The organism is Bacteroidales bacterium (assembly GCA_013141385.1).
Lineage (GTDB): Bacteria > Bacteroidota > Bacteroidia > Bacteroidales > Tenuifilaceae > UBA8529.
This window is the reverse complement of the sequence record JABFRB010000016.1, coordinates 149,646-171,371: the sequence shown is the minus strand read 5'-3', so window position 1 is coordinate 171,371 and position 21,726 is coordinate 149,646. Positions and strand designations below refer to the sequence as shown.

At 37.3% G+C, this 21,726-nt stretch carries 8 protein-coding genes; 7 read left to right on the top strand and 1 reads right to left on the bottom strand.

Annotated features, from left to right (window positions below; translation table 11 throughout):
- The first annotated feature begins 421 nt into the window (after positions 1-421).
- Positions 422-10,198 carry a hypothetical protein gene (locus HOO91_09210; GenBank protein NOU17724.1) on the top strand — a complete coding sequence of 3,259 codons (9,777 nt, stop codon included), beginning with the start codon at positions 422-424 and terminating at the stop codon, positions 10,196-10,198.
- 52 nt (positions 10,199-10,250) lie between these two features.
- Here the strand turns inward: HOO91_09210 and HOO91_09205 are convergent, their stop codons facing one another.
- A complete protein-coding gene (locus HOO91_09205) occupies positions 10,251-11,243 on the bottom strand; it encodes an aspartate-semialdehyde dehydrogenase (protein NOU17723.1) in 993 nt (330 codons plus the stop codon).
- A gap of 49 nt (positions 11,244-11,292) precedes the next feature.
- Here HOO91_09205 and HOO91_09200 point away from each other — a divergent pair, with 49 nt between their 5' ends.
- From HOO91_09200 to HOO91_09175, 6 genes are all read left to right on the top strand, one after another.
- Entirely contained in the window at positions 11,293-16,965 is a 5,673-nt protein-coding gene (locus HOO91_09200) for a hypothetical protein (GenBank protein NOU17722.1), read from the top strand.
- A gap of 136 nt (positions 16,966-17,101) precedes the next feature.
- A complete protein-coding gene (locus tag HOO91_09195; GenBank protein NOU17721.1) occupies positions 17,102-17,770 on the top strand; it encodes a PorT family protein in 669 nt (222 codons plus the stop codon).
- Positions 17,771-17,786: 16 nt separating this feature from the next.
- A complete protein-coding gene (locus HOO91_09190; GenBank protein ID NOU17720.1) occupies positions 17,787-18,203 on the top strand; it encodes a hypothetical protein in 417 nt (138 codons plus the stop codon).
- 59 nt (positions 18,204-18,262) lie between these two features.
- Positions 18,263-18,679: a hypothetical protein gene (locus HOO91_09185; protein ID NOU17719.1), complete on the top strand. Its 417-nt coding sequence runs from the start codon at positions 18,263-18,265 to the stop codon at positions 18,677-18,679.
- A 59-nt stretch (positions 18,680-18,738) separates the two neighbouring features.
- The gene (locus HOO91_09180) at positions 18,739-19,155 is read left to right on the top strand and encodes a hypothetical protein (protein ID NOU17718.1); all 417 of its coding nucleotides are present in this window, start codon (positions 18,739-18,741) and stop codon (positions 19,153-19,155) included.
- A gap of 21 nt (positions 19,156-19,176) precedes the next feature.
- Positions 19,177-21,597: a T9SS type A sorting domain-containing protein gene (locus HOO91_09175; protein ID NOU17717.1), complete on the top strand. Its 2,421-nt coding sequence runs from the start codon at positions 19,177-19,179 to the stop codon at positions 21,595-21,597.
- The last annotated feature ends 129 nt before the right edge of the window (positions 21,598-21,726 follow it).

Below are 21,726 nucleotides of genomic sequence, written 5' to 3'. Positions count from 1 at the left end.
AAGGTTTAAACTGAAATGAGGTATTGAATAAGTAACGACCAAGGGTTAATTCATCATACAATTTCAGCATCTAATCAAATTTGTTCATTAAAGAAATGTAAATTTAACTTATAAGGCCCAATTATTTAAGTTGCTATAAATCAGTACAATAAAAATCACTCATCAAAAACATTTTTTTATTTTAATTGCCCGAAATCGGTTTATTTACGTATAAGATAAGGATTATTGGAAACCTATATGTAACAAATACAGTATAATAACAAAATTGGTTTTTAATTTGTTTTATTTTGATTAGTAGGATGATGGCACTATTTTAATTAATAAAATTCCTTTATCCGTTACTAATCGATTGATGTTACTAATCTTTTTTTAGAATATCTTTGACTATAATTGTTTAGTACTGTAGATTATTTGATAGCGTATGAAATTGAGGATAGTTTTAGGGGTTTTACTTTTATGTACCCAACTTGCATACTCACAAACGAATCGTTACTGGGTAACTGGTGGTGATGGTAATTGGAATAGTACCAATAACTGGTCTGCTAGTTCTGGCGGAGCATCTGGGGCAAGTATTCCTAATAATAACACTTTTTTAGCAATATTTGATGCAAATTCGGGAGATCCTAGTGTTTTAATAAATTTGGCAAGTTTCAACCTTCAAAAATTCTGGATAACAGATAGTCAATCTGTTACTCTTACTTCTAGTGGTGCTGCAAGAACAATTACAATTGGTGATAACGCAAATAATTCAATTACAGGGGCATCTGTTACAAATGCAGATTTTGTTGTTGAAAGCGGATCAACATTAACTATCATAGGTGAGTCGGGGCCAAGAACGATGACAATTACGCAAAATAACAATGCTAATAGTCAGGCTATTATTATTGGAACCGTTCAGGTTGGTGCAAATGGAGTTTTAACAAAAGCAGCAAACCCCTCATTTACCTTTAATTCGGGGGCTATTTATAATCATAATCGTGATGCAGGTAATATTGTTACTGCAACATGGAATGCCGCCTCTACATGTAATATAACTGGCACAACAGCTAACCCTCCAGGTGGTTTGAATCAAACATTTGGAGATCTTAATTTTAACTGTAGTGCTCTTACTTCCCCAGAAATAGCAACTCCTGCTGGTGCATTATTGGTACAGGGAAATTTTTCAATTATGGGAACATCAGCAGTGAATACTATGTCAGTTGATTTTGGGGGAAATAATTTTACCGTAAATGGAACTACAACGATTAATGCTAACGGAAGACTTACTGACGGTAATAATGGCGGTGCAAATTTATTCGTCGGCCTTGTAACTGTCAACCTTAATGGTCAGTGGAATATTCCTCGACCTTGTACATTTAGAGGAGGCCTTACGGTGAACTCCACCACTTTTATTGCAACATCTACATATACATTTGATACAAATGATCAAACCATATCTGGTGCTCAGTCATTTTCTATTACCAATGTAGTTTGCGGTACGGCAGGTAGAACTCTCACGAATGCCAATATAAATGGACTTACAATTGCAGGTACTTTATCAGGAGCCGGCAATTTCACAAATGGAACACCAGTTTTTCAGGCAGTTCTTTATCTTACAGCCAATGCCGATCCAATATCAACATTAGTTGGAACAGAGGATTTTACTAGCAATAACAATACTGTAAGTTATAGCGGGGCTGGAGCACAAACAATTGGAGCCTACAATTTTTACAACTTAACTGCCGGTGGCGGAGGTACTAGAACTCTAGTAAATGGAGGAACAATTGGTATCTCAGGATTATTTACACCCATGGGAACTTATGTTACCACTGGTAATACTATTAATTTTAATGGAACGGGTACGCAAAATATACCCGCATTTACCTATAATAACATCACTATTTCTGGGAGTAGCACAAAGACACTTATTGGAAATGTAATTGTAGGTGCTACTGGTATAATTAATTTAACTGCAGGTGTACTTGATCTTTCTAATTTTAACTTGACTGTAAATAACAATGCTGTTAATGCAATTCAGGGTGCTTTTAGTTCAACCAATATGATAGCAACCAGTGGTACTGGCTATTTGGAAAGGAATGCGGGTGCTACATTACCACAATCATACCCAATTGGTGCTGGTGGTTACTATTCGCCTGCTACAATATCAGCGTTAACAACTACATCTCCAACAATAAGAGTTAGAGCAATTCCTACGGCACTTAATCCCAGTTATATAAATAAATACTGGGCTGTAACAATTCCAAGCGGAGCAATTACAAATGCTACAGCAACGTTCCAGTATGATCCAGCAGAATTAAATGGTGCATTGCCAAGTATTTCTTTTTCTCCAGATGGAGGTGTATCTTGGCAAAATCCCCCATTAACGGGAGCTCCAACTTTTGGTGCTAATTCATTTACTATTACTGGTACAAGTACCATTGCTGGTTGGTGGACAATGGGCTACAAAACATACTATTCTTACCAAACAGGCAACTGGAATATTTCTTCTACTTGGACATCAGACCCTAGTGGTACATTGCAGATAGGGAGCACCCTTCCAAGCAATAATGATAAAGTTGTAATTCTTTCAGGAAGAACTGTAACATTGACAGGGGATGTTTCAACCTCAAATTTAGATGTAACAATAAATGATGGCGGATATTTAAATCTTGATACTCGAAGTTTCTCTAACCCTCTATCTGCTTTAAGGGGGCAGGGTACTTTAAAACTTGCATCGGCTAATTTTCCAACAGTAACAACCAATACGTTTATTAATGCTGGTGGTGGAACAGTTGAGTACAATGTAGCCATCAACCTTCCTGTTGCTCAAATTGTTTATAATAACCTAACAATAAACACGGTAGGAACTGTAATTCAAGTTAATAATATAACCTTAAATGGTAATCTTTATATTCAGAATGGTACTTATCAAATAAATGATAATTCAAATACAAGGCGCAGGTTGATTATTAGTGGAAATGTTACCGTTGATAATGGAGCAGCTATTAGCGTTGGAACAGGTGTAACAAATACAACTACGAATCCTATTGGGATAGCAGGAGGGACATCGCCATTTATGAATTATTACGATCAACAATCGCATAGAGTTGTAGTTAACGGTGATTTTACTAATAATGGAACGGTAAGGTTTACCAATTTAACTTACCCATTATTCAATGCATTTCCACCTACAGTACTTGGTGCTACCTCTGGTTTTGCCACTGTCTATTTTTTTGGAGCTACTGATAACGCTTTAACCTGTAACGGACAAACAGATTTTTATAATTTAGTTATAGATAAAGGAACAGACCAAACCTATGAACTAACAATTAATTCATCAGCATATACCAATTTTAGATTATTTGGTGCCAATGTATGTGTTGATGAAAATTATGTTATAAACCCTGATTCAAGGAAAGCTTTATGGATTAGAACAGGTACATTAATATTAACAGGTTTTGTAGTAATTCCTTCACTAACAGAGGGAACTACAGGGGGACTTGGTGTGCCAACTAGTGATTTTACAATTCCTGCAAATGCTTGTTTAACTATTGATGGACAAAATGTAGTTGTTTTAGTTACTGCTGATGATTATCGAGATATAAATGTCTCATACGGGGTTGCAGGTGGTAGTGGTTTGGTTAATGGTGTTGGTCAAGGAGGATATAGTGGGTTGAAGGTTTTAGGAAAACTAATTGTTAACGATGGGTATTTGTCTACTCGTGAATCATCTGGTTTGATATACTCAAATTTAACTTCGGGGCAAATTTTTGTTAATGGCGGTACTCTGGATGCAAAGCAGTTTGATGGAGCTGCTGGTGGTTTAATTTCATACACACAAGCAGGTGGTTTGTTTACTCTGCGGGGTAGACTCCAAAGAACTCCAAGTTCTTATATTGCTGTTAGTGATTTAGTGAATGCTCCACTTAATACTGCAAGAGCAAATGAAGGATCTATTGATGCTGCAGCAGGATCATTCAGTGTAAATAGTGCTTCAAATGTGTTTGCAATGTCAGCGGGAACAATAAGGATTTATGATGCCACTGCAGTTGCTGGTAGAGTATTTGATGTATTATCATCTGCTTCAAATTATAATGTTACTGGTGGAACATTGGAGTTGGCATCTGTAACAGGAACTGTAACGGCTGATGCTCCTGCTTGGTTTATTTCATCTAATGCTCCTGTTGGTAATCTGTTACTTGATAGGTCTAGTGGTTCTTCTACTTCTCGATTAAATGCAGGTTACCCATTAACAGTATTAAAAAACTTAACAGTTCAAGTTGGTGATCTGGAGGCAAATGGGCAGGATGTAAACATAGGCGGTGATTTTACTCTTCAGAGTGGTACAACTTATTCTACAGGTGCTAATACAACAATGTTTAATGGTTCGGGAACTCAGACTTTTACCATAAATACTGGAATTCCTCTTACTTTAAATAAGCTTACAATTAATAAGGTTGCTGGTGAAGTTTTAAACTTTGCGGGTTCTCAAACGACTGTAAATGTTAATGATAATTTTAGATTAGTTTTAGGTACGTTAAATGACAATGGCAATACAATTAATGTTTTGAAAGATGTTTATAATTCAGGAGTTCAGAATGGCACAGGGAAAATCGCTTTGATTGGAACTGTTACACAGGTTATTGATGGTAATGGTGTTTTTAGTAATATTGAGTTAAATAATAATACTGCTGTTGCCTCACCGATATCCTTGATTGATAATATAACTATTAATGGGGTATTAACATTTTCAAGAGACAAACTTTTCAACATATGTACTTATAATTTAAAATTAAATGCTTCTGCTTCTATAGTTAGTGGAAGCGGATCTTTTTTGAATAGATACATTCAAACTTCAGGAAACTCGGGTGATGGCGGTGTTACTAAGGTATACTCATCAACAACCGCTTTTGTTTTTCCGATAGGTGCTCCAACCTTAATACCTGTTAGAGCTGTTAAGTATACTCCTGCAACAATTGGCTTTAGCAGTGCCCCAACAACATATGGTTCAATAACAATAATACCTGTTGGTTATGAGCATCCATCTACAACAGTTAATGGTCAAAGTTTAACCTATTTTTGGCGTATTAAATCCTCTGGTTTTGCTGGAATCCCTGCTAATTCAGTAATACACACTTTTGTTTATGACCAGTCTGATGTGGTGGGTACAGAGGGTAATTATATACCATCAGTTTATAACAGGTCAACATACACATGGAATAGCGGGGTAGTTGCAAACATTAATACGGGTACAAATACAATTTCAGATTGGACTGCGCCCACCAATAGCATGGCATTTCTTGATGGTGATTATACTGCTGGAGATGCCTGTTTTGGTACTCCCCAAATTTATTATAGCCTTGCAAGTGGATTTTGGAGTGCTTTAGCTACTTGGACTTTTAATAGTAGTCATACAGGAGCTCAGGCTGGTAGCGTACCAGGTGCAAATGATATTGTAATAATTGGTAATAATCATACAGTTAGCTTTGACACACCTGCTAATTATCTAGTTAATCCGGATACCGACCCACATAGCTGTGCGAGTCTTCAGATTGAAGTTGGTGCTACTTTAGACACAAGATATAACCCGAGCAGTAATTTTGGAATGGTTCTTTCAAGTTCTTCTGGAAATGGTACTTTTAGGGTGGCTGCATCTCAGACTACTGGCTCAACGTTTGCATTTCCTCTCGGAGATTTTACGGACTTTAACATAAATCTAGGAACAACCGAACTTTACTCTACAAATCCAGCAGCTGGTACCACTTATTGGTTGCCAAACGGAATACTAACTTATGGAAATCTAATTCTTTCGCCACTTGGTGGTTCTAATATTATTTTCCCGAATAATAACCTAACAATTTATGGAAATTTAATTACAAGAGGTCAAAATGCTGACTCTTGGTTTTGTCCTACTTGGAATGTAAACTATCCAACAGCACCTGCTGTTCGTATTGCTAAGACGATTACAGTTAATGGAGATCTTGATATTCAAGGAGGAGCGCTCATTTGGTATGGCAATGCTGCAATTACCCAAAATTTTGTTGTTTATGGTGATGTTAAGGTAGCACCGAACTCGGCAATCCAAGTTTGGGCAGGTGCAACTAGTCAAAATTTATCTATAGGTGGAAACTTGATTAACAATACCGTTGGTACAATTGCTGGGGGAACTACAACTTCACGTCAATGCAACTTCACTCTATTACCCGTTACATTCTTCGGAAACAATTCCACATCAATTTCAAACACTCTTAATAATCCAGTCACTGTTTTTCAAAGTTTAACTGTAAACAAAGGAACGTCCCAAGTAACTACTCTTACCTTAGACATCGGTGGAACATTGACAACTCCAACCGATAACTGGCTCTTTTTACAAAACGGAACTTTCCAATACATGAGAACCAATCCCAATGCCGACTTCACTATAAGTCAGGGTACTGCATTTACGATACCCTCTACTGCAGGATTATATCTTGATTATTCAAATACAGGAAATAGAAACATACTTATTGGAAATGCTGCATCAAATACGAACGATCTATTTCTAAATGGTAAACTAACGCTGATTCAAGGAAATGTATATGTTGGCCCAACAAATGGCACCACAAATAATAACAACGATATTGAGTATTCTGGAGGGGGTGCATCTTCTATTGAGATACAGGGAGGTACATTGGTTGTTAATGGTCAAATTAGGAGGAGTCCTTCAACATCGGCAGGGATTTTAAGTTATATACAGAGTGGAGGAATTGTCGTAATAAATGGTAATAATGCAATAGCAAGTAATGCAAAGTTAGAGGTTTTGAACCCGGGAAGCGTATTTAATATGTCTGGTGCAACAAGTACACTAACAATTGTAAGAGGAGGAGGTGGTGCTTCATATGGAGATCTATACTTACGTCCTGGTTCATCATCAGTAACTGGTGGAGAAATAATATTCTCACAGCTACCTTCTGTTGGCCCTGTAGTGGATGTTGTTCAAAATTACTCCATTGATGCAAACTTTACTCTTAACAATTTAACGGTTACAGGGAAAACTGCAGCTACAGCACGTAATGCTACGGTATCATTAATGGTTAGCCCTCTGGTTCTTGATGGTATACTGAAACTAACAAATGCAAATAGTATTTTCACTTCGAATAGTAGAAATGTTACTATTAAAGGTGACTTTAACAATAATGGTACTTATAACTTTGGAACAAATAATACAACTTTTAATGGAGGTGCTCAATCCATAATTGGAAGTTCCGTTACTAATTTTTATGATTTGACAGTCTCTTCGGTATCATCCTTAACAATAAATAATAGTTTTACAGTAAATAATAATTTATCAATAAATAGTGGTACGCTAACTCTCAGTAATAAAAAATTAACCCTAAAAGGTAATATAGTAAATAACAGTTCTTATACTGATGATAATACAATTGGAGGGGTTAGCCTTGCAGGAACATCTTTACAGCAAATTACAGGAACAGGAGCATTTGGGCGATTAGAACTAAATAATGGATTTGGTGCTAGGATTAATAATGATATTTCTTTGCAAAATGATCTTGTTTTAACTCAAGGTGTTTTTGATTTAAATCAATACTTACTCACTCTTGGACTTAATACGAATATTGGTGGTGCTCCATTCGGTCAGTCGAAAATGATAATAACAGATGGAGTTGCTAGTAGTAGTGGGATTCGAAAATTTTTCAACACAACTGCAATTCCCGTTTCATTTACTTATCCTATTGGTGTAACAGGAAAATATACTCCTGCTTTATTGAACATAACAGCCAATGGTTCTGTGGGCTATATTAATATTAAACCGATTAATAGCAACCACCCAGCCGTTGTTGACCCTACTCAGGTATTAAAGTATTACTGGGGTATTGCAAGTTCTGGAATATCTGGATTTGCTAGTAGTTTGCAATTACAGTACCTTGCTTCAGATGTACAGGGAGTGGAGAGCAACTATGTTGCTGCAAAATTGTTGACCCCGGGAACTTACTGGAGCAAAGCCACGCCAGGCCCCTTAACTGATAATGTTGATGAAATAAATCATCATATAGATTATACAATACCGGCTGGAACAAATGATATAACTGGAGACTATACTGCTGGGATTAATGCCGCATTACCTGATGATGTTCCTTCATATATTTCAAACGCAAATGGAGATTGGACTGATAATACAATTTGGGATCCAATTGGAGCATCACCACCATGTCCAGTAGGTGGACCAAATGGTTTTAATGTTGTAGTTGCAAATATTGTAACAGCAAATGCTAGTTATTGTTTTGCTTATCACACAACAATAAATGGAACTTTAAAGATGGTTTATCCAACTTTTGGACATAATTTAGGAACAATCGATGGGAATGGTAAACTTTATTTAGAGGGAGGTAATTTACCAGCAGGTGATTTTACTTCATTCCTTGATTGTGCTATTGGGGGGACTTTGGAATATGCAGGCTCTGGAAGTTATACGATTATAGCATCACAATACAATACTGTACCATATCTTTTCTTTACTGGTTCTGGAACAAGAACATTACCAAATAAGGATTTAACAATTTGCAATAGGCTTGTTATTGACGGGCCAATTCTTGACAATAATACCAATAAACGCAAGTTAACCATATTAGGAACAATGGAACGTTTAAATACGGGTGCTTTCCTTTGTGGTTCTGGAGCAAATGCAACTGTTACTTTTGCTGGTTCAGCTTTGCAAACTCTTGGGGGATCAGCTTTAGGTGATTTTAATGGAGCAAATGGTTTTAATAATTTAGAGATTAATAATAGTTCTGGTTTAAATATTGGAAATAATGGAGTAATTCAATTAAGTGGAAATTTATTATTAACGAATGGAATTATTAACACTTCATCAACAAATAGACTTTATCTTAATGGCCCATCCACTGTTACGCCATCTGGTGGAAGTTCAACCTCATTTGTGAATGGATCTTTGTATAAATACATATTTTCAGGCTCAAGTTTTCTTTATCCTGTTGGTAAAGGAACTCAGAAAGGACATGCATTTACCCTAACCTCAACAGCTGCTGTTAGTCTATTTTGGTTAGCCGAGTACTTCACCCCAAATCCAACAGCGACTTCATTGAGTGGTGCTCTTCAAGCAGCTAATACGATGGAGTATTGGAGTGTTAATAACACATCGGGTGCTTATACTGCAAAAGTGAAAATTGGATGGGATCCTTTCAGCGATTTGACCCCGTTAATGACGGTAAGTGGTATTTCCGATATGCGTGTTGCTGAGTATAACGCAGGTAATTGGGTGGAACAGGTTTCTACGGCAACAGGGGATAATAATAATGGCGATGTAGCAACGACTAATAATGTAAATATTTCAACAACACCCATCAACTATACTACAGCAAGCATTTCATCCACAAAACCAAGAGCATCGCTAAATCCTTCTGGTCCAGTTTGCGGAAATGCAGGTATCCCTGTTAAATTTACTTCATTCTCACCAATTAATTTAGATTATACACTTGATTATACTTTTAATGGCGCAGCGCAACCTACGGTTAATATTACATCACTACCTTACACATTACCTACACCATCTCCCGGAACTTACAAATTAACAGGGTTTACCTATAATAGCGGAGCAAATACTGGCGTAGTTGATCCTACCATAGTAACCGACTATGCAGTTCCAACAACATCTAATGCAGGTTTAGATCAATCACTATGCGGCTTCTCAGGATATACTCTTGCAGGAAATAATCCAAACCCTTATTCAGGTCTTTGGTCTACAGTAAGTGGAAGTGGTGGTGTTATTCTTACGCCAACTGCCTTTAATAGTGTTTTTAATGGAATCTCTGGTAATACTTATACCCTGAGATGGACTATAAGTAGTGGAACTTGTACCTCTGCTGATGATGTTATTATAGCTTTTCCTGTAGCACCTCAAAGACCATCAAGTTTTATTTCTGCGCCAACTCCAATTTGTCAAGGGTCTAGTGGAAATATTTATACGGTGGGCTTACAACCTGGTGTTACTTATAATTGGACATATAGTGGAACCGGTGCTACTATTGTTGGAACTGGTAACTCAGTAACTCTTAATTATGACAATAATGCAACTAACGGTACTTTAAGTGTTACAGCAACCAATGGTTGTGGTACTAGTTTGCCTCGTTCGGTAAGTATAACGGTTAGTCCGTTACCAATTACGGATATTATTTATCATATACCCAATAACTTTGGGTTATAAATAAAAGAAAGGTGTTTAACGAACACCTTTCTTTTTTGGAAGAATCTTGAACTTAATTTATCCATCCCTTTTGAAGTAAATATTCTGCAATCTGAATTGCATTGGTAGCAGCACCTTTCCTTAAATTATCGGAGACAACCCAAAGATTAAGACTATTGGGCTGGGAGTCATCCCTGCGAATTCGACCAACAAAAACATCATCTTTCCCTTCCGCATATTTAGGCATTGGATAGATATTCTGAGTAGGGGTATCTTGAATAGTAATACCAGCAGAGTTTTTCAGAATATTAAAGATATCCTGAATTTGGTAATCTTTTTGAAACTCTAGATTAACCGATTCCGAGTGACCACCAACTACAGGAATTCTAACAACTGTAGGGGAAACCATAATCGAATTATCGCCAATTATTTTTCGAGTTTCATCAATTAATTTCTGTTCCTCGGTAGTATATCCATTCTCAAGAAAACTTCCGCCATGAGGAAAACAATTCATATCTATAGGATGAGGGTAGGCCATATCTGCTTTCTTACCATTTCGCTCATCGTACATTTGCTTTACCGCTTTTACACCAGTACCTGTAACAGATTGATAGGTTGAAACTACTAATCTTTTTATTTTATATTGTTTATGTAATGGGTTGATTGCTACTACAAGTTGTATTGTTGAACAGTTTGGATTAGCAATGATTTTATGATTTGAAGTTAAAATATCTGCATTAACCTCAGGTACTACCAATGGTATTTCAGGAAGCATTCGCCAGTACGATGAGTTGTCGATAACAACTGTTCCGTTTTCAGCAAACTTTGGAGCCCAATCACGGGAAGTTGAAGCCCCTGCTGAAAAGATTGCCACAGCAGGTTTCATCTTTACAGCATCAGCCACTGAAACAACAGAGTATTCTTTTCCTTTAAATAAAATTTTCTTGCCCACAGATTTTTCTGAAGCAACAGGGATTAAGGTTGTAACAGGAAAATTGCGTTCTTCAAGAACTTTTAACATTACCGTGCCTACTAATCCTGTGGCACCAACAACAGCAACTTTCATTATGAATAAATTTTTTATTATCTTGGTAAAAGTAATGTTATTTTCTTTTATGATGAAAAAGTTTTCCTTTTTGCTATTGTCCTTTTTACCGATGATCTGCTCTTCGCAGGTATCATACAATTTTGAATCTGGTAATCTAACCGAATGGACGCAATCACCTGACTTGCGTTGGACTGCATCTACTTCTTCTCCTTTGGGTGGGAGTTACTCATTAAAACATACATTCAACAATTCCACCGATGCTATGGATAGGATATCCGCACCTTTACCTTCATGGAATCCCCTAAGAGGTTCTGTTACTTGGCAGATTAGAGTACGTCATGGGTATGATCCTTCATCATCGAATCGATGGTGGATAATGTTAATGTCCGATCATGATGCTAGCCAGATGCAGTCAGGTGGAGCATACTCTGGATATGCCGTAGGTGTAAACCTAACGGGTAGTGACGATTTGCTCAAACTTTGGCGTGTTGATAATGGCATTCCTCAAGAAATAATAACATCTACTCTAAATTGGCAAACTCAGATAGGCAAAACAAATGCCGGAGCAATTGAAGTAGAGCGGAAGGCTAATGGCACTTTTACGCTTAAAGCATCTATTACGGGTACGTTTTCAAGCCTAATTAGTTATGGGAGTGTAATAGACAATAATCATTCGGATTTTAACTGTTTCGGGATATGCTATAATTATAGCTCCTCTGGCGATCAACTTCTTTGGGTTGACGATATCCTCTTGAATTATAGTTCATTGAATAATAATGACCTTACATCAGAGGTTCTTAATCCAGTTACGCAAATTAATGCAGGATCTATTTCATCATCAACAAATAATTCGACTATTGCAGTAGATGTGTTGAGATTTCAGATAAAAGACAATTCTATTCTAGACAATGAGCCCACAAGGGTGAAAAAAATGGAATTCAAAAAAGCTGCTACTTCCACTCCTGCTAGTTGGGTAAATACGATAGGTGGTGTTAGACTTAGGGATTTAAATGGTGAAGTATCAATACTTAACCAAGTAATAACAGAGGAAAAAATTAGCCTTGAGGTAGATTCAACAGCCATTCTAATTCCGAATGGACAAGCAAAGGAGTATATGCTTAGCCTTTTTTTGAAACAAAATAATTTAGTTGACGGATCGACTTTGAGGGTTATGGTAGATTCTATTCATCATGGTTTTGAGGGAGGTGTTTCAGGATCTGATTTTGCAAATATCTTTTCGCATAAAATTATATCCAATAAATTTAAGGTAAGCGTTGAAGCAACTAATATTAAATTTCAGCAAACCCCATCCAATGTCAGTAAAAATGCTCCATTTACTATCTCAATTGCTGGAACAGATGATTCTGGAAATTTAGATAAGGATTTTACAAATCCAATTAATGTAGTACTTTCACAAGGAACAGGCACTCTTTCAGCACCATCGGGTTTAACCAAAACACCGCTTGAAGGTATAGCGACCTGGAGTGACTTGAATTATAGTAGTAGAGGGACGTTTAAGATTAGCGCAAATTCATCAGATTTTAAGCAAATTATTTCGAATGAAATCAACGTTTTAAACGATTCTACATCTACAGTAAACCAGTCAGTGAGTCAACCTGCTGGAATAGCAATATCCTCACTTTCAAGTTTTCCTGCTAGGGCAGTAGAAGTAATAAGATTTTCAATTTATGATCAAGGGAATACCGATGGAGTTCCAACTATTGTTAAGAATATTAAAATAAGTAGGGTGGAGATGGCTGATGCCGCTTCGCTCTTAAAATCGATTGAGGGAATTCTGGTTGTGGTTGACGGCAAGCCTATAAATATTTCTCAACCTGATATCAAAACAAGTTACTTTACATTTTCAGTTGGAGACCTTATTATTTCTGATGGAGAGTATAAAGATATTAGTATTTACGTTTATTTAAAAGATCAGGGGTTAACCGATAATCAAAAAATACAATTTAAGGTTGATGCAATTAATCATGGTTTTACAGCCGATCCTCTGGGTTCAACATTTAAATCGATATTTCCACAACAGATATTTTCCAATATTTTTTGGGTAGATGTAATTGCAACCCAGTTAAAGTTTTCCTCAACACCAACAAGGGTTGGCGTTCAGCAACCCTTTAGCATTACGCTTAACGCCACGGATAGCAATGGAAATTTGGATAAGGATTTTTCAGGAATAGCAAATTTATCGCTTTTTACAGGAACCGGACTATTATCAATTCCATCAGGTTCAACACCCCCAATTGTTTCTGGCGTTTGTACATATAACGCGTTGACATATAGTGTCCCCGAACGTTTCTCTATGCTAGCGTCTTCAATATCACTTAAAAGTAACTCATCATCTTTAATAACTTGCGGGGATTCAGATGGTGGGATTATTCCATTATCAACACCACAAAATCCCGTATCAATAAAAAGTACTATTACTAATGCTGAGAATTCTGTTGAGGTTATTGGATTCAATATTTTTGATGGAGGAAGTACGGATGGATTGCCTTTAATACCTTCAAAAATTACCTTATTTTGTTTTGACCCATTGAATGCAAAGCGTTTAAATGAACAGATTGCCGGATTTGTTATTAAGGCAAATGGTGAACAAATAGATATTGAGTCGTATTCTCTGAGTGATGGTGTTTTTGAGATCTTACCTAAACCTGAAAATTTAGTTATTTCTAATGGTGATACCATTTCTTTATCTATTTCGATATTTTTAACAAAAGGTAGAGTGGATGATAATTTCCCTTTCCAGTTCTATATTCCAGCAGCAAACCATGGATGGGAGGCATCAACCTCTGGAACTGATTTTGTCGGTAATTTTAACTCTACAATTTATGGTTCACCGTGTAAAATTGATATTGAAGCCACCTCATTGAAGGTTGCAAAAACGCCTTTCATTGTTGAGCCCTTGCAACTTTTTTCGCTAAAAGTCATTGCAACCGATGCATTTGGAAGTGTTGATAATGATTACAATGATCAATTAACTCTATTTTTAGATTATGGGTCTGGGGAATTTTCTTGTCCGAGTATTAGTCAGGATTTAATTTCTGGTTCCAGTGAATGGAGTGATATAAAGTTAGATAAAATAGGAACTTACCGTTTTAAAGTGAGTGGAAAACAGTTGGGTGATTCTTTTTCCGATGAAATTTACTGTGGATTGGATTATAACTGTCTGGTGAATGAGAATTTTGAAAACATATTAAATCAAAGTTGGCAAGGAGGCGACCAATGGACGGTATCAACAATTTCACCAATAAACGACTTAAAATCACTACAGCACAAGCAAAGTTTGAATTCTGGGGCAAGCATACTATCAATTCCCGTTAACTTCCCTTTAATTGGTGAAAAACCGATTGAATGGAATTTTACATTACGAAATGGAAATTGGAATTCTTCCTCTGATAATTATTTTTGCTTTGCCTTGATGGCAGACACTTTGGCTCTTGTATCAGATTCAATATCAGGTTTTTTTGTTGGAGTCAACCCATCATTAGGCTCTAATTCTTTGATGTTATGGAGATCCGATAAAGGTGTTAGAACATTGTTGTTAAATACTTCTTTTTGTTGGGGGGCAGACAATGAGGTGATTGTGAGGGTAGAATTAACCCCAAAGGGTGAATGGAAATTATGGTACTCTACCAAGGATAATCCTTATCCTGTTTTGGGAGGGATATGTAAGAGTTTTATCCATTCAACAATGGGTTGGAGCGGTCTAGTTTTCAATTATACTACTTCACGAGCAGGGCAACTTTGGTTTGATGATTTAAGTATATGTAACGCCGATTACCCACCAGTTATCGTTTCTGTTAAAGCCTTTAATTTGAATACTGTTAGCGTTCAGTTCTCCAAAGAAATTAATTCTGATAATGCATCAAAAAAAGCAAATTATACTATTGAGGATGAGAATAGGAACGAAATAAATATTATAAGCGCAACAAAATCAATTGACAAATCCAAAGAGGTAATTCTTAAAACTGATAAATTACCTTTCGGAAAACTGAAACTCAGAGTTAATGGGGTGAAAGATCTAAATGGATTATCTATTAGGGATAGTATCTATTTTGGGTTAGGTCAGCAGGGAACTTTTGGTCGCCTTGTAATCAATGAAGTTATGACTAACCCTATCCCTTCAAGGGGGTTGCCACAATACGAATACATTGAACTTTATAACCCTTCAACCGATACAATTTCACTTAAAGGATGGAAACTATGCCTTAATAGTTACTCATTGAATTTACCCGCAGATTCTATTCTTCCCAACCAATATGCTATACTCTGTTCAACAAGTGCTGTTAATACTATGAGTATGTATGGCAATGCCATTGGAGTGACAAGTTTTCCTGCGCTGCTAAATAGTGGTATGACCCTAAAACTTATCGATTCAGGAGGTTCACTTATCTCGCTTGTTAGCTATAGCGATAGCTGGTATGATGATGAGCAAAAAAAAGAAGGGGGTTGGTCATTAGAAAAAATCGATTTTCACAACCTTATGGAGGGGGAAAATAATTGGAGGGCATCAATTTCTCCACAAGGTGGAACACCTTGTTCGATTAACTCAGTAGCGGCTACGAATCCTGATATTACCTCTCCACAATTACTATCACTTGAGGTTGTTGACGATAGCAAAATAATACTTCAATTCTCAGAACCAATGGATAGTTTGATGCTCACCTATACTAATTCTTATAATATCGATAACGAAATGGGAAACCCTTCAAATGCTACTCTTGTGGGAGATGGCTACTCGAAAGTGTTATTAGAATTACAAAAACCAATTTCGGCAGATAATCTTTACAATCTCTGCTTTAGCGAAAACTTAACCGATTTTTCGGGTAATCATTTTATTGGTGATTGTGTACCCTTTACCTTACCTCAAACTCCTGTGTGGAATGATATTGTAATAAATGAAGTCCTATTTAATCCTAATACAGGGGGTGTTGATTTTGTTGAGATTTATAATCGATCAAATAGAACTTTTGATTTAAGTAAGATTTTGCAATCCAATAGAAATAGCACTACAAATAAGTTAGAACAGGTTTATAGTGTTACCGACACCTCAAAGTTGTTCTTCCCTCAAAGTTATGCAGTAATAACAACCAACCCTAGTTTAGTAAAGATGTTTTATCATACTGAAAATAATAAAGCATTTGTTACTGCATCAAGTATGGCTGCTTTTAATAACGATGAAGATCATGTGGTTCTCCTGAATAAGGAGTTGGAGGTAATTGACGAGTTTCATTATTTTGAGAACTTACACTCCAAGTTGTTAAACGATTTTAAAGGGGTATCTCTCGAAAGAATTAACCCCGAATTAGAATCATCTAGTTCATCAACATGGCATTCAGCGGCACAAACGGTTGGTTTTGCAACGCCCACTTATAAAAATTCTCAATGGGTTGAACCCTCTAAAAAAGATGATGAATTTGTGCTTACCCCTGAGATCTTCTCTCCCGATGGTGATGGAAAAGACGATTATCTACTAATTTCATTTAAACTTCCTAACGAGGGTTCTGTTGCTAATATCAGGATTTTTGATTCTGAGGGAAGAGAAATTAAACGGTTGGTTTCTAATCTTTTAATTAGTACAGAAGGGACAATTACATGGGATGGGCTAGATAACAAGAATCAAAGATTACCCATAGGGATTTATGTCGTTTATATCGAATATTTCAATCCAAATGGTGAGGTGAAGAAATTTAAGAAAACTTGTGTTGTAGCCGAAAAACTATAACAGACTAAAGAACTTTAAATTAATCCTTATGATCTTAGCAGCAATTAGTGGAGCAAGATTCTTACCGAAGATGAAGCATTGAGATGATGCTATGTTTTATGAATTTGTATTAAAACACATATAACTATCTTTAACTATGAAAAAATTCGCTTTAATTATTCTGTCTCTAATTTCAATTAATGTATCTGGACAATTACAATTTATAGGTATCCATGGTGGATTAAATTTGACAAATATTACTTCTGATGCTACTTTCAACAACAGGAAATTTAGACCTGGAATTATGATCGGGTTAAATTATGAATATAAATTTTCAGCTAAATATTCTGTAGGGGCTGATGTACTTTACAGCCAACAAGGATTTAGAGACAAAATGATTTCCACGGAGGTAATAATGGGTAATACTATTGAGGAAAGCTACGCATTTAAATTCTACTACGATTATGTGAGCGTACCGCTAAAGTTTGGATACAAAATATCTGAGAAGTATAATGGGTTTGTTAAAATAGGCATTTCCCCTTCCCTTTTATTAAAAGCAGGAACAACATTACCAGTTTTTGATATTGATGGCAATATTATTGGGAGCAAAACATTTGATGTTAAAGAGAGTGTTTCAAAATTTGATTTAGGTGGATTGGTTGAGCTGGGAGCAGGTTATGGATTATATGATAATTTGGCGTTATTTTCTTCTATAATCTATAGGCATAGTTTTACTAAATTTTCGAACCCTGACTACTTTGAAGGTAGCAACATGAGGCACTATGGATTTTCTTTGGTAATAGGATTAAAATATAAATTGAAATAAAATAAATTCTGTGATAGTGAATCCCTTTACAAAGCTAATTTTTCTATGCAGCATACTTGCCATTATGGCTAGTAGCTGTGATGATGAGCCGATTGAAACCGACCCTGCGAAAGCCATCCTTGGGAAATGGATACTTATAGAAATGCGAGGAATGGGTACAATAAAAATTAAACCTAACGGGAGCTATATAGAATACCTGAAAGATGGTATTATGAGACGTTATGATGCCCTAGACAAAGAAATGAAATATACGATTTATTATTTCGCCGATTCAACTCTCAATGTACGTATTGCATACTTTGAAGAGGATGGAACGGAACTATGGCAAAAGTATTTGTTTAAATTTTCCGATAAGAATAGCATTCTTACCACAGATATGAGCCCCTGGGCTGATGCCATGTTTGATGTATTCGTTGAAAAACGCATTGAATAACCTCTAATAAAACTAAACGTAAGAAGTATTGCAATAATTTATTTATAAACTTTAAACGGATGAAACCCTCTAAATTTTCTCTAACACTGTGCGTAATTGCATTGTTTACACTCCTTGGCTGCAAAAAAGAACATCTAGAAACCGACCCAGCGAAAGCCATACTCGGGAAATGGGTACTTATAGAAACGCGAGGTATGGGTACAATAAAAATTAAACCTAACGGAAGCTATACAGAGTTTTTTAACAACGGTATTGTTAAGCATTATGATGCCATAGATGGTAAAGTAAATAGTTTCCCGTATTTTTTTTCTGATTCTACATTAAATGTGCGTATCATATACGATGAAAGTGATGGAACGGAAATTTGGAGAAAATATTTATATAAGTTTTCTGATAGAAATAATACTCTTACTGAAGACATGAGCCCTTGGGTTGATGCTTGGTTTGACGTATTTGTTTTAAGACGTATGCAATAACCTCTAATAAAGATAAACGTAAGAAGCATTGAAATAATTTATTTATAAACTTTAAACAAATGAAACCCTTAAAACTTTTTTTACTTCTGTGTGGAATTGTATTGTTTACACTCCTTAGCTGCAAACAAGAGTCCCTCGAAACCGACCCTGCGAAAGCCATCCTTGGTAAATGGATACTTATAGAAAAGCGAGGTATGGGTACAATAAAAGTTAAACCTAGCGGGAGCTACGGGGAGTTTTTGCCCAATGGTGTTTATCGATTATACGATGCATTGGATAAAAAGATGAAATATACCATTTACTATATAGCTGATTCTACTCTTAATATACGCACTGTTTACGATGAATCAGATGGAATGGAAATATGGGAAAAATCCCTGTTTAAGTTCTCCGACAGGAATAACATCCTTGCCAAGGATATAAGTCCTTGGTTTGATGCAATGTTTGATGTATATATTTTAAAACGTATACAATAAGTTACACCAAATAATTACCTGATGAAAAAACTACTACTAACACTAATTGCAGGTTTACCAATTATAATGCACTGCTACGCTCAGAGCGTTGATAGGCCAACCGTTACCTACAGCAAAGGGGGTGTTGTAAAAAGTGCCGAGTTCAACACCGATCTAAAATTGGGCATTCCAACGGACTCCAAAGAATTCTTCCAAAACTTTCTAAAGGTAAAGCCAGACAATGGCTTTACCGAGGTGCCGCATAAGCAGGATCGTGAGGGGTTCACCCACCAGCACTTCGACCAGTACTACAGGGGCGTAAAGGTGGATGGTGCGGGCTATAACTTCCACTACCAGAACGGCAGGATGTACTTTGCCCACGGCCATTACGTGCCAATCAGAGGTATGAGTACAACCCCATCCATTACGCCCAAGGAGGCTATGCTAGCTTTTGCCAGCTACAAGGAGATCCCTGCATCCTCCGTGGATGATTTTACATCTGCTCTAATCATAAAGGAGGTGGTAACCCTAAAGGGTAACGATACCATTACTACCCCAATGCTTACCTACAAGGTTACCCTTATATCAGATCATAAAAATAATGATGAGATGGGCTACGTGGATGCCCACACGGGCAGGGTGGTGACCACGGAGCAGCGGTTCGATAGCGCCTTTACAGGAACATTCGAGACCCGCTACTACAGCACGCAGCAGGCAGCAACGGAATTCTACAATAACGCCTACAACCTTGCGGATTTTTCCCGTGGGGCTACCATCCACACCAAAAATTGCAATAACACTTCAAATGTTGATAATGCAATTGAAATTACCGATGCCAATAACTACTGGAGCAAAGCGGAATTGTCGCCCGACAATAGGGATATGGGGCTGGATGTGCACTGGGCGTTGCAGAAAATTTATGACCATTTAAATACCACATACCAGAAAAACAGTTTCGATAATGCAGGATTTCCTATTAATGCCTGCATAAAATATCAAGACGGTGCTGGAGATAGGGATAACGCGTACTGGGATCGGGTTAAGAAAGTTTTGGAGTATGGAGAGGGTGCTTCTGTTTTTAAACCCATTGGTAGTATTGATCTGATAGGGCATGAATTCGGGCATGGAATCACCTATTTCCAAACGGAGTGGAGTAGTATAGGGGAGCAAAGAGCCATGAACGAGGGGCTAAGCGATATATGGGGGGCAATATTTGAGTACCGTATTCGCCCCAATGATGTTTGGCGGATAGGCGAGCAGGTAATGAGGAGCAACACCTGTGTACGAAATCTTCAGGATACAAACGATCCGGGTGCTTACTACCAGACGGCAAACACCTACCTAACCTCACAGTACAATGGGGGTAATATGTACGTTAAGGGGGGAGTTTTCTCCCACTGGTTCTACCTGCTGGTTAACGGGGGTATTGGAGTAAATGGTATTGGGAATAGCTATAATGTAAGCGGAATGGGTATGGATAGGGCGGAAGACTTGATTATAGAGGCGGTTTACAATAACTACCTCGATAATATTTCAACCTTTCCAGAACTCCGTACTGCAATGACCAATGCAGCCCGTACGCTATGCTCTGGTCAAAATGGGCTTCTTGTGAATTTGGTAGAGAATGCTTGGTATGCGGTTGGGGTGGGAGCTCAACCAACAATTGCAGCTATCACTGGTCCTACCCTTGTATGCTCATCGGGTAGCGCTTTTACGGTAAATAACCTGCCTTCAGGCTGCTCGGTATTATGGAATGCTAGCTCCAATTTGTATTCCCAGTCCCCAACGGGAAGTCCAACTACTTATAAAGCCGTTGGAAGTGGGCTGGGTCAAGTTCAAGCAACCCTTTCTTCTACCTGTGCTAGTACTACCCTTTCCCCATTCTATGTTACTGTTGGCTCGCCAGTACCGGGATCTATTGCCATAGAATTTGATGCGCCACCAAGAAGATTTACAGCCACCATTGATGGTGTGGTTACCGCTAACACCTACAAATGGTATCTGGATGGACAACTGAAATATACTACCTCCAGCACCAGCGTTATTTTCCAGAGGCAGCTGAACAACTGCGGACATGTGTACTACGTGGATGTTGCAGAGGTGAACGCCTGCGGGGTTTCTGGGATTAGCCATGGGGAGGTTGCGGAAGATCCCTGCTACTACGGTTTTACCATTTCCCCAAATCCAGCATCGGATAATATTACGTTAACAATTGGTAGCGCAGATAATGCCTCTTCAATGGGTAATGGTTCAACAGGTACAACGGCTCTAGCCTCAAAGTACATCTCAACGAAAGCCTATACAATCCGTGTTTTAGATAGCTTTGGAGCGTTAAAAGCTACGCTAAACAAATCGGGTGAGACGGTTACTCTACCAGTTGGTAATCTAAACAATGGGGTTTACGTGGTTGAAATAACCGATGGGAAGAATGTATATAGGCAACAGCTGGTTGTAAAGCACTAGCTAAAAACTAAAAAAGCCCTACCCAGAACCCCACCCCAAGGGTAATATAATGGTAATATAAATAAGAGGCTGCCTAAAAAGTAAATTAGGCAGCCTTTTATTTTGCTCAAAAGAGTATTTCCAATTGGT

What these genes read in the sequence shown, in the direction of transcription:
- HOO91_09210 (NOU17724.1), top strand. Translation starts at nt 422, where the DNA reads ATGAAATTGAGGATAGTTTTAGGGGTTTTACTTTTATGTACCCAACTT.
- HOO91_09205 (NOU17723.1), bottom strand. Translation starts at nt 11,243, where the DNA reads ATGAAAGTTGCTGTTGTTGGTGCCACAGGATTAGTAGGCACGGTAATG.
- HOO91_09200 (NOU17722.1), top strand. Translation starts at nt 11,293, where the DNA reads ATGATGAAAAAGTTTTCCTTTTTGCTATTGTCCTTTTTACCGATGATC.
- HOO91_09195 (NOU17721.1), top strand. Translation starts at nt 17,102, where the DNA reads ATGAAAAAATTCGCTTTAATTATTCTGTCTCTAATTTCAATTAATGTA.
- HOO91_09185 (NOU17719.1), top strand. Translation starts at nt 18,263, where the DNA reads ATGAAACCCTCTAAATTTTCTCTAACACTGTGCGTAATTGCATTGTTT.
- HOO91_09180 (NOU17718.1), top strand. Translation starts at nt 18,739, where the DNA reads ATGAAACCCTTAAAACTTTTTTTACTTCTGTGTGGAATTGTATTGTTT.
- HOO91_09175 (NOU17717.1), top strand. Translation starts at nt 19,177, where the DNA reads ATGAAAAAACTACTACTAACACTAATTGCAGGTTTACCAATTATAATG.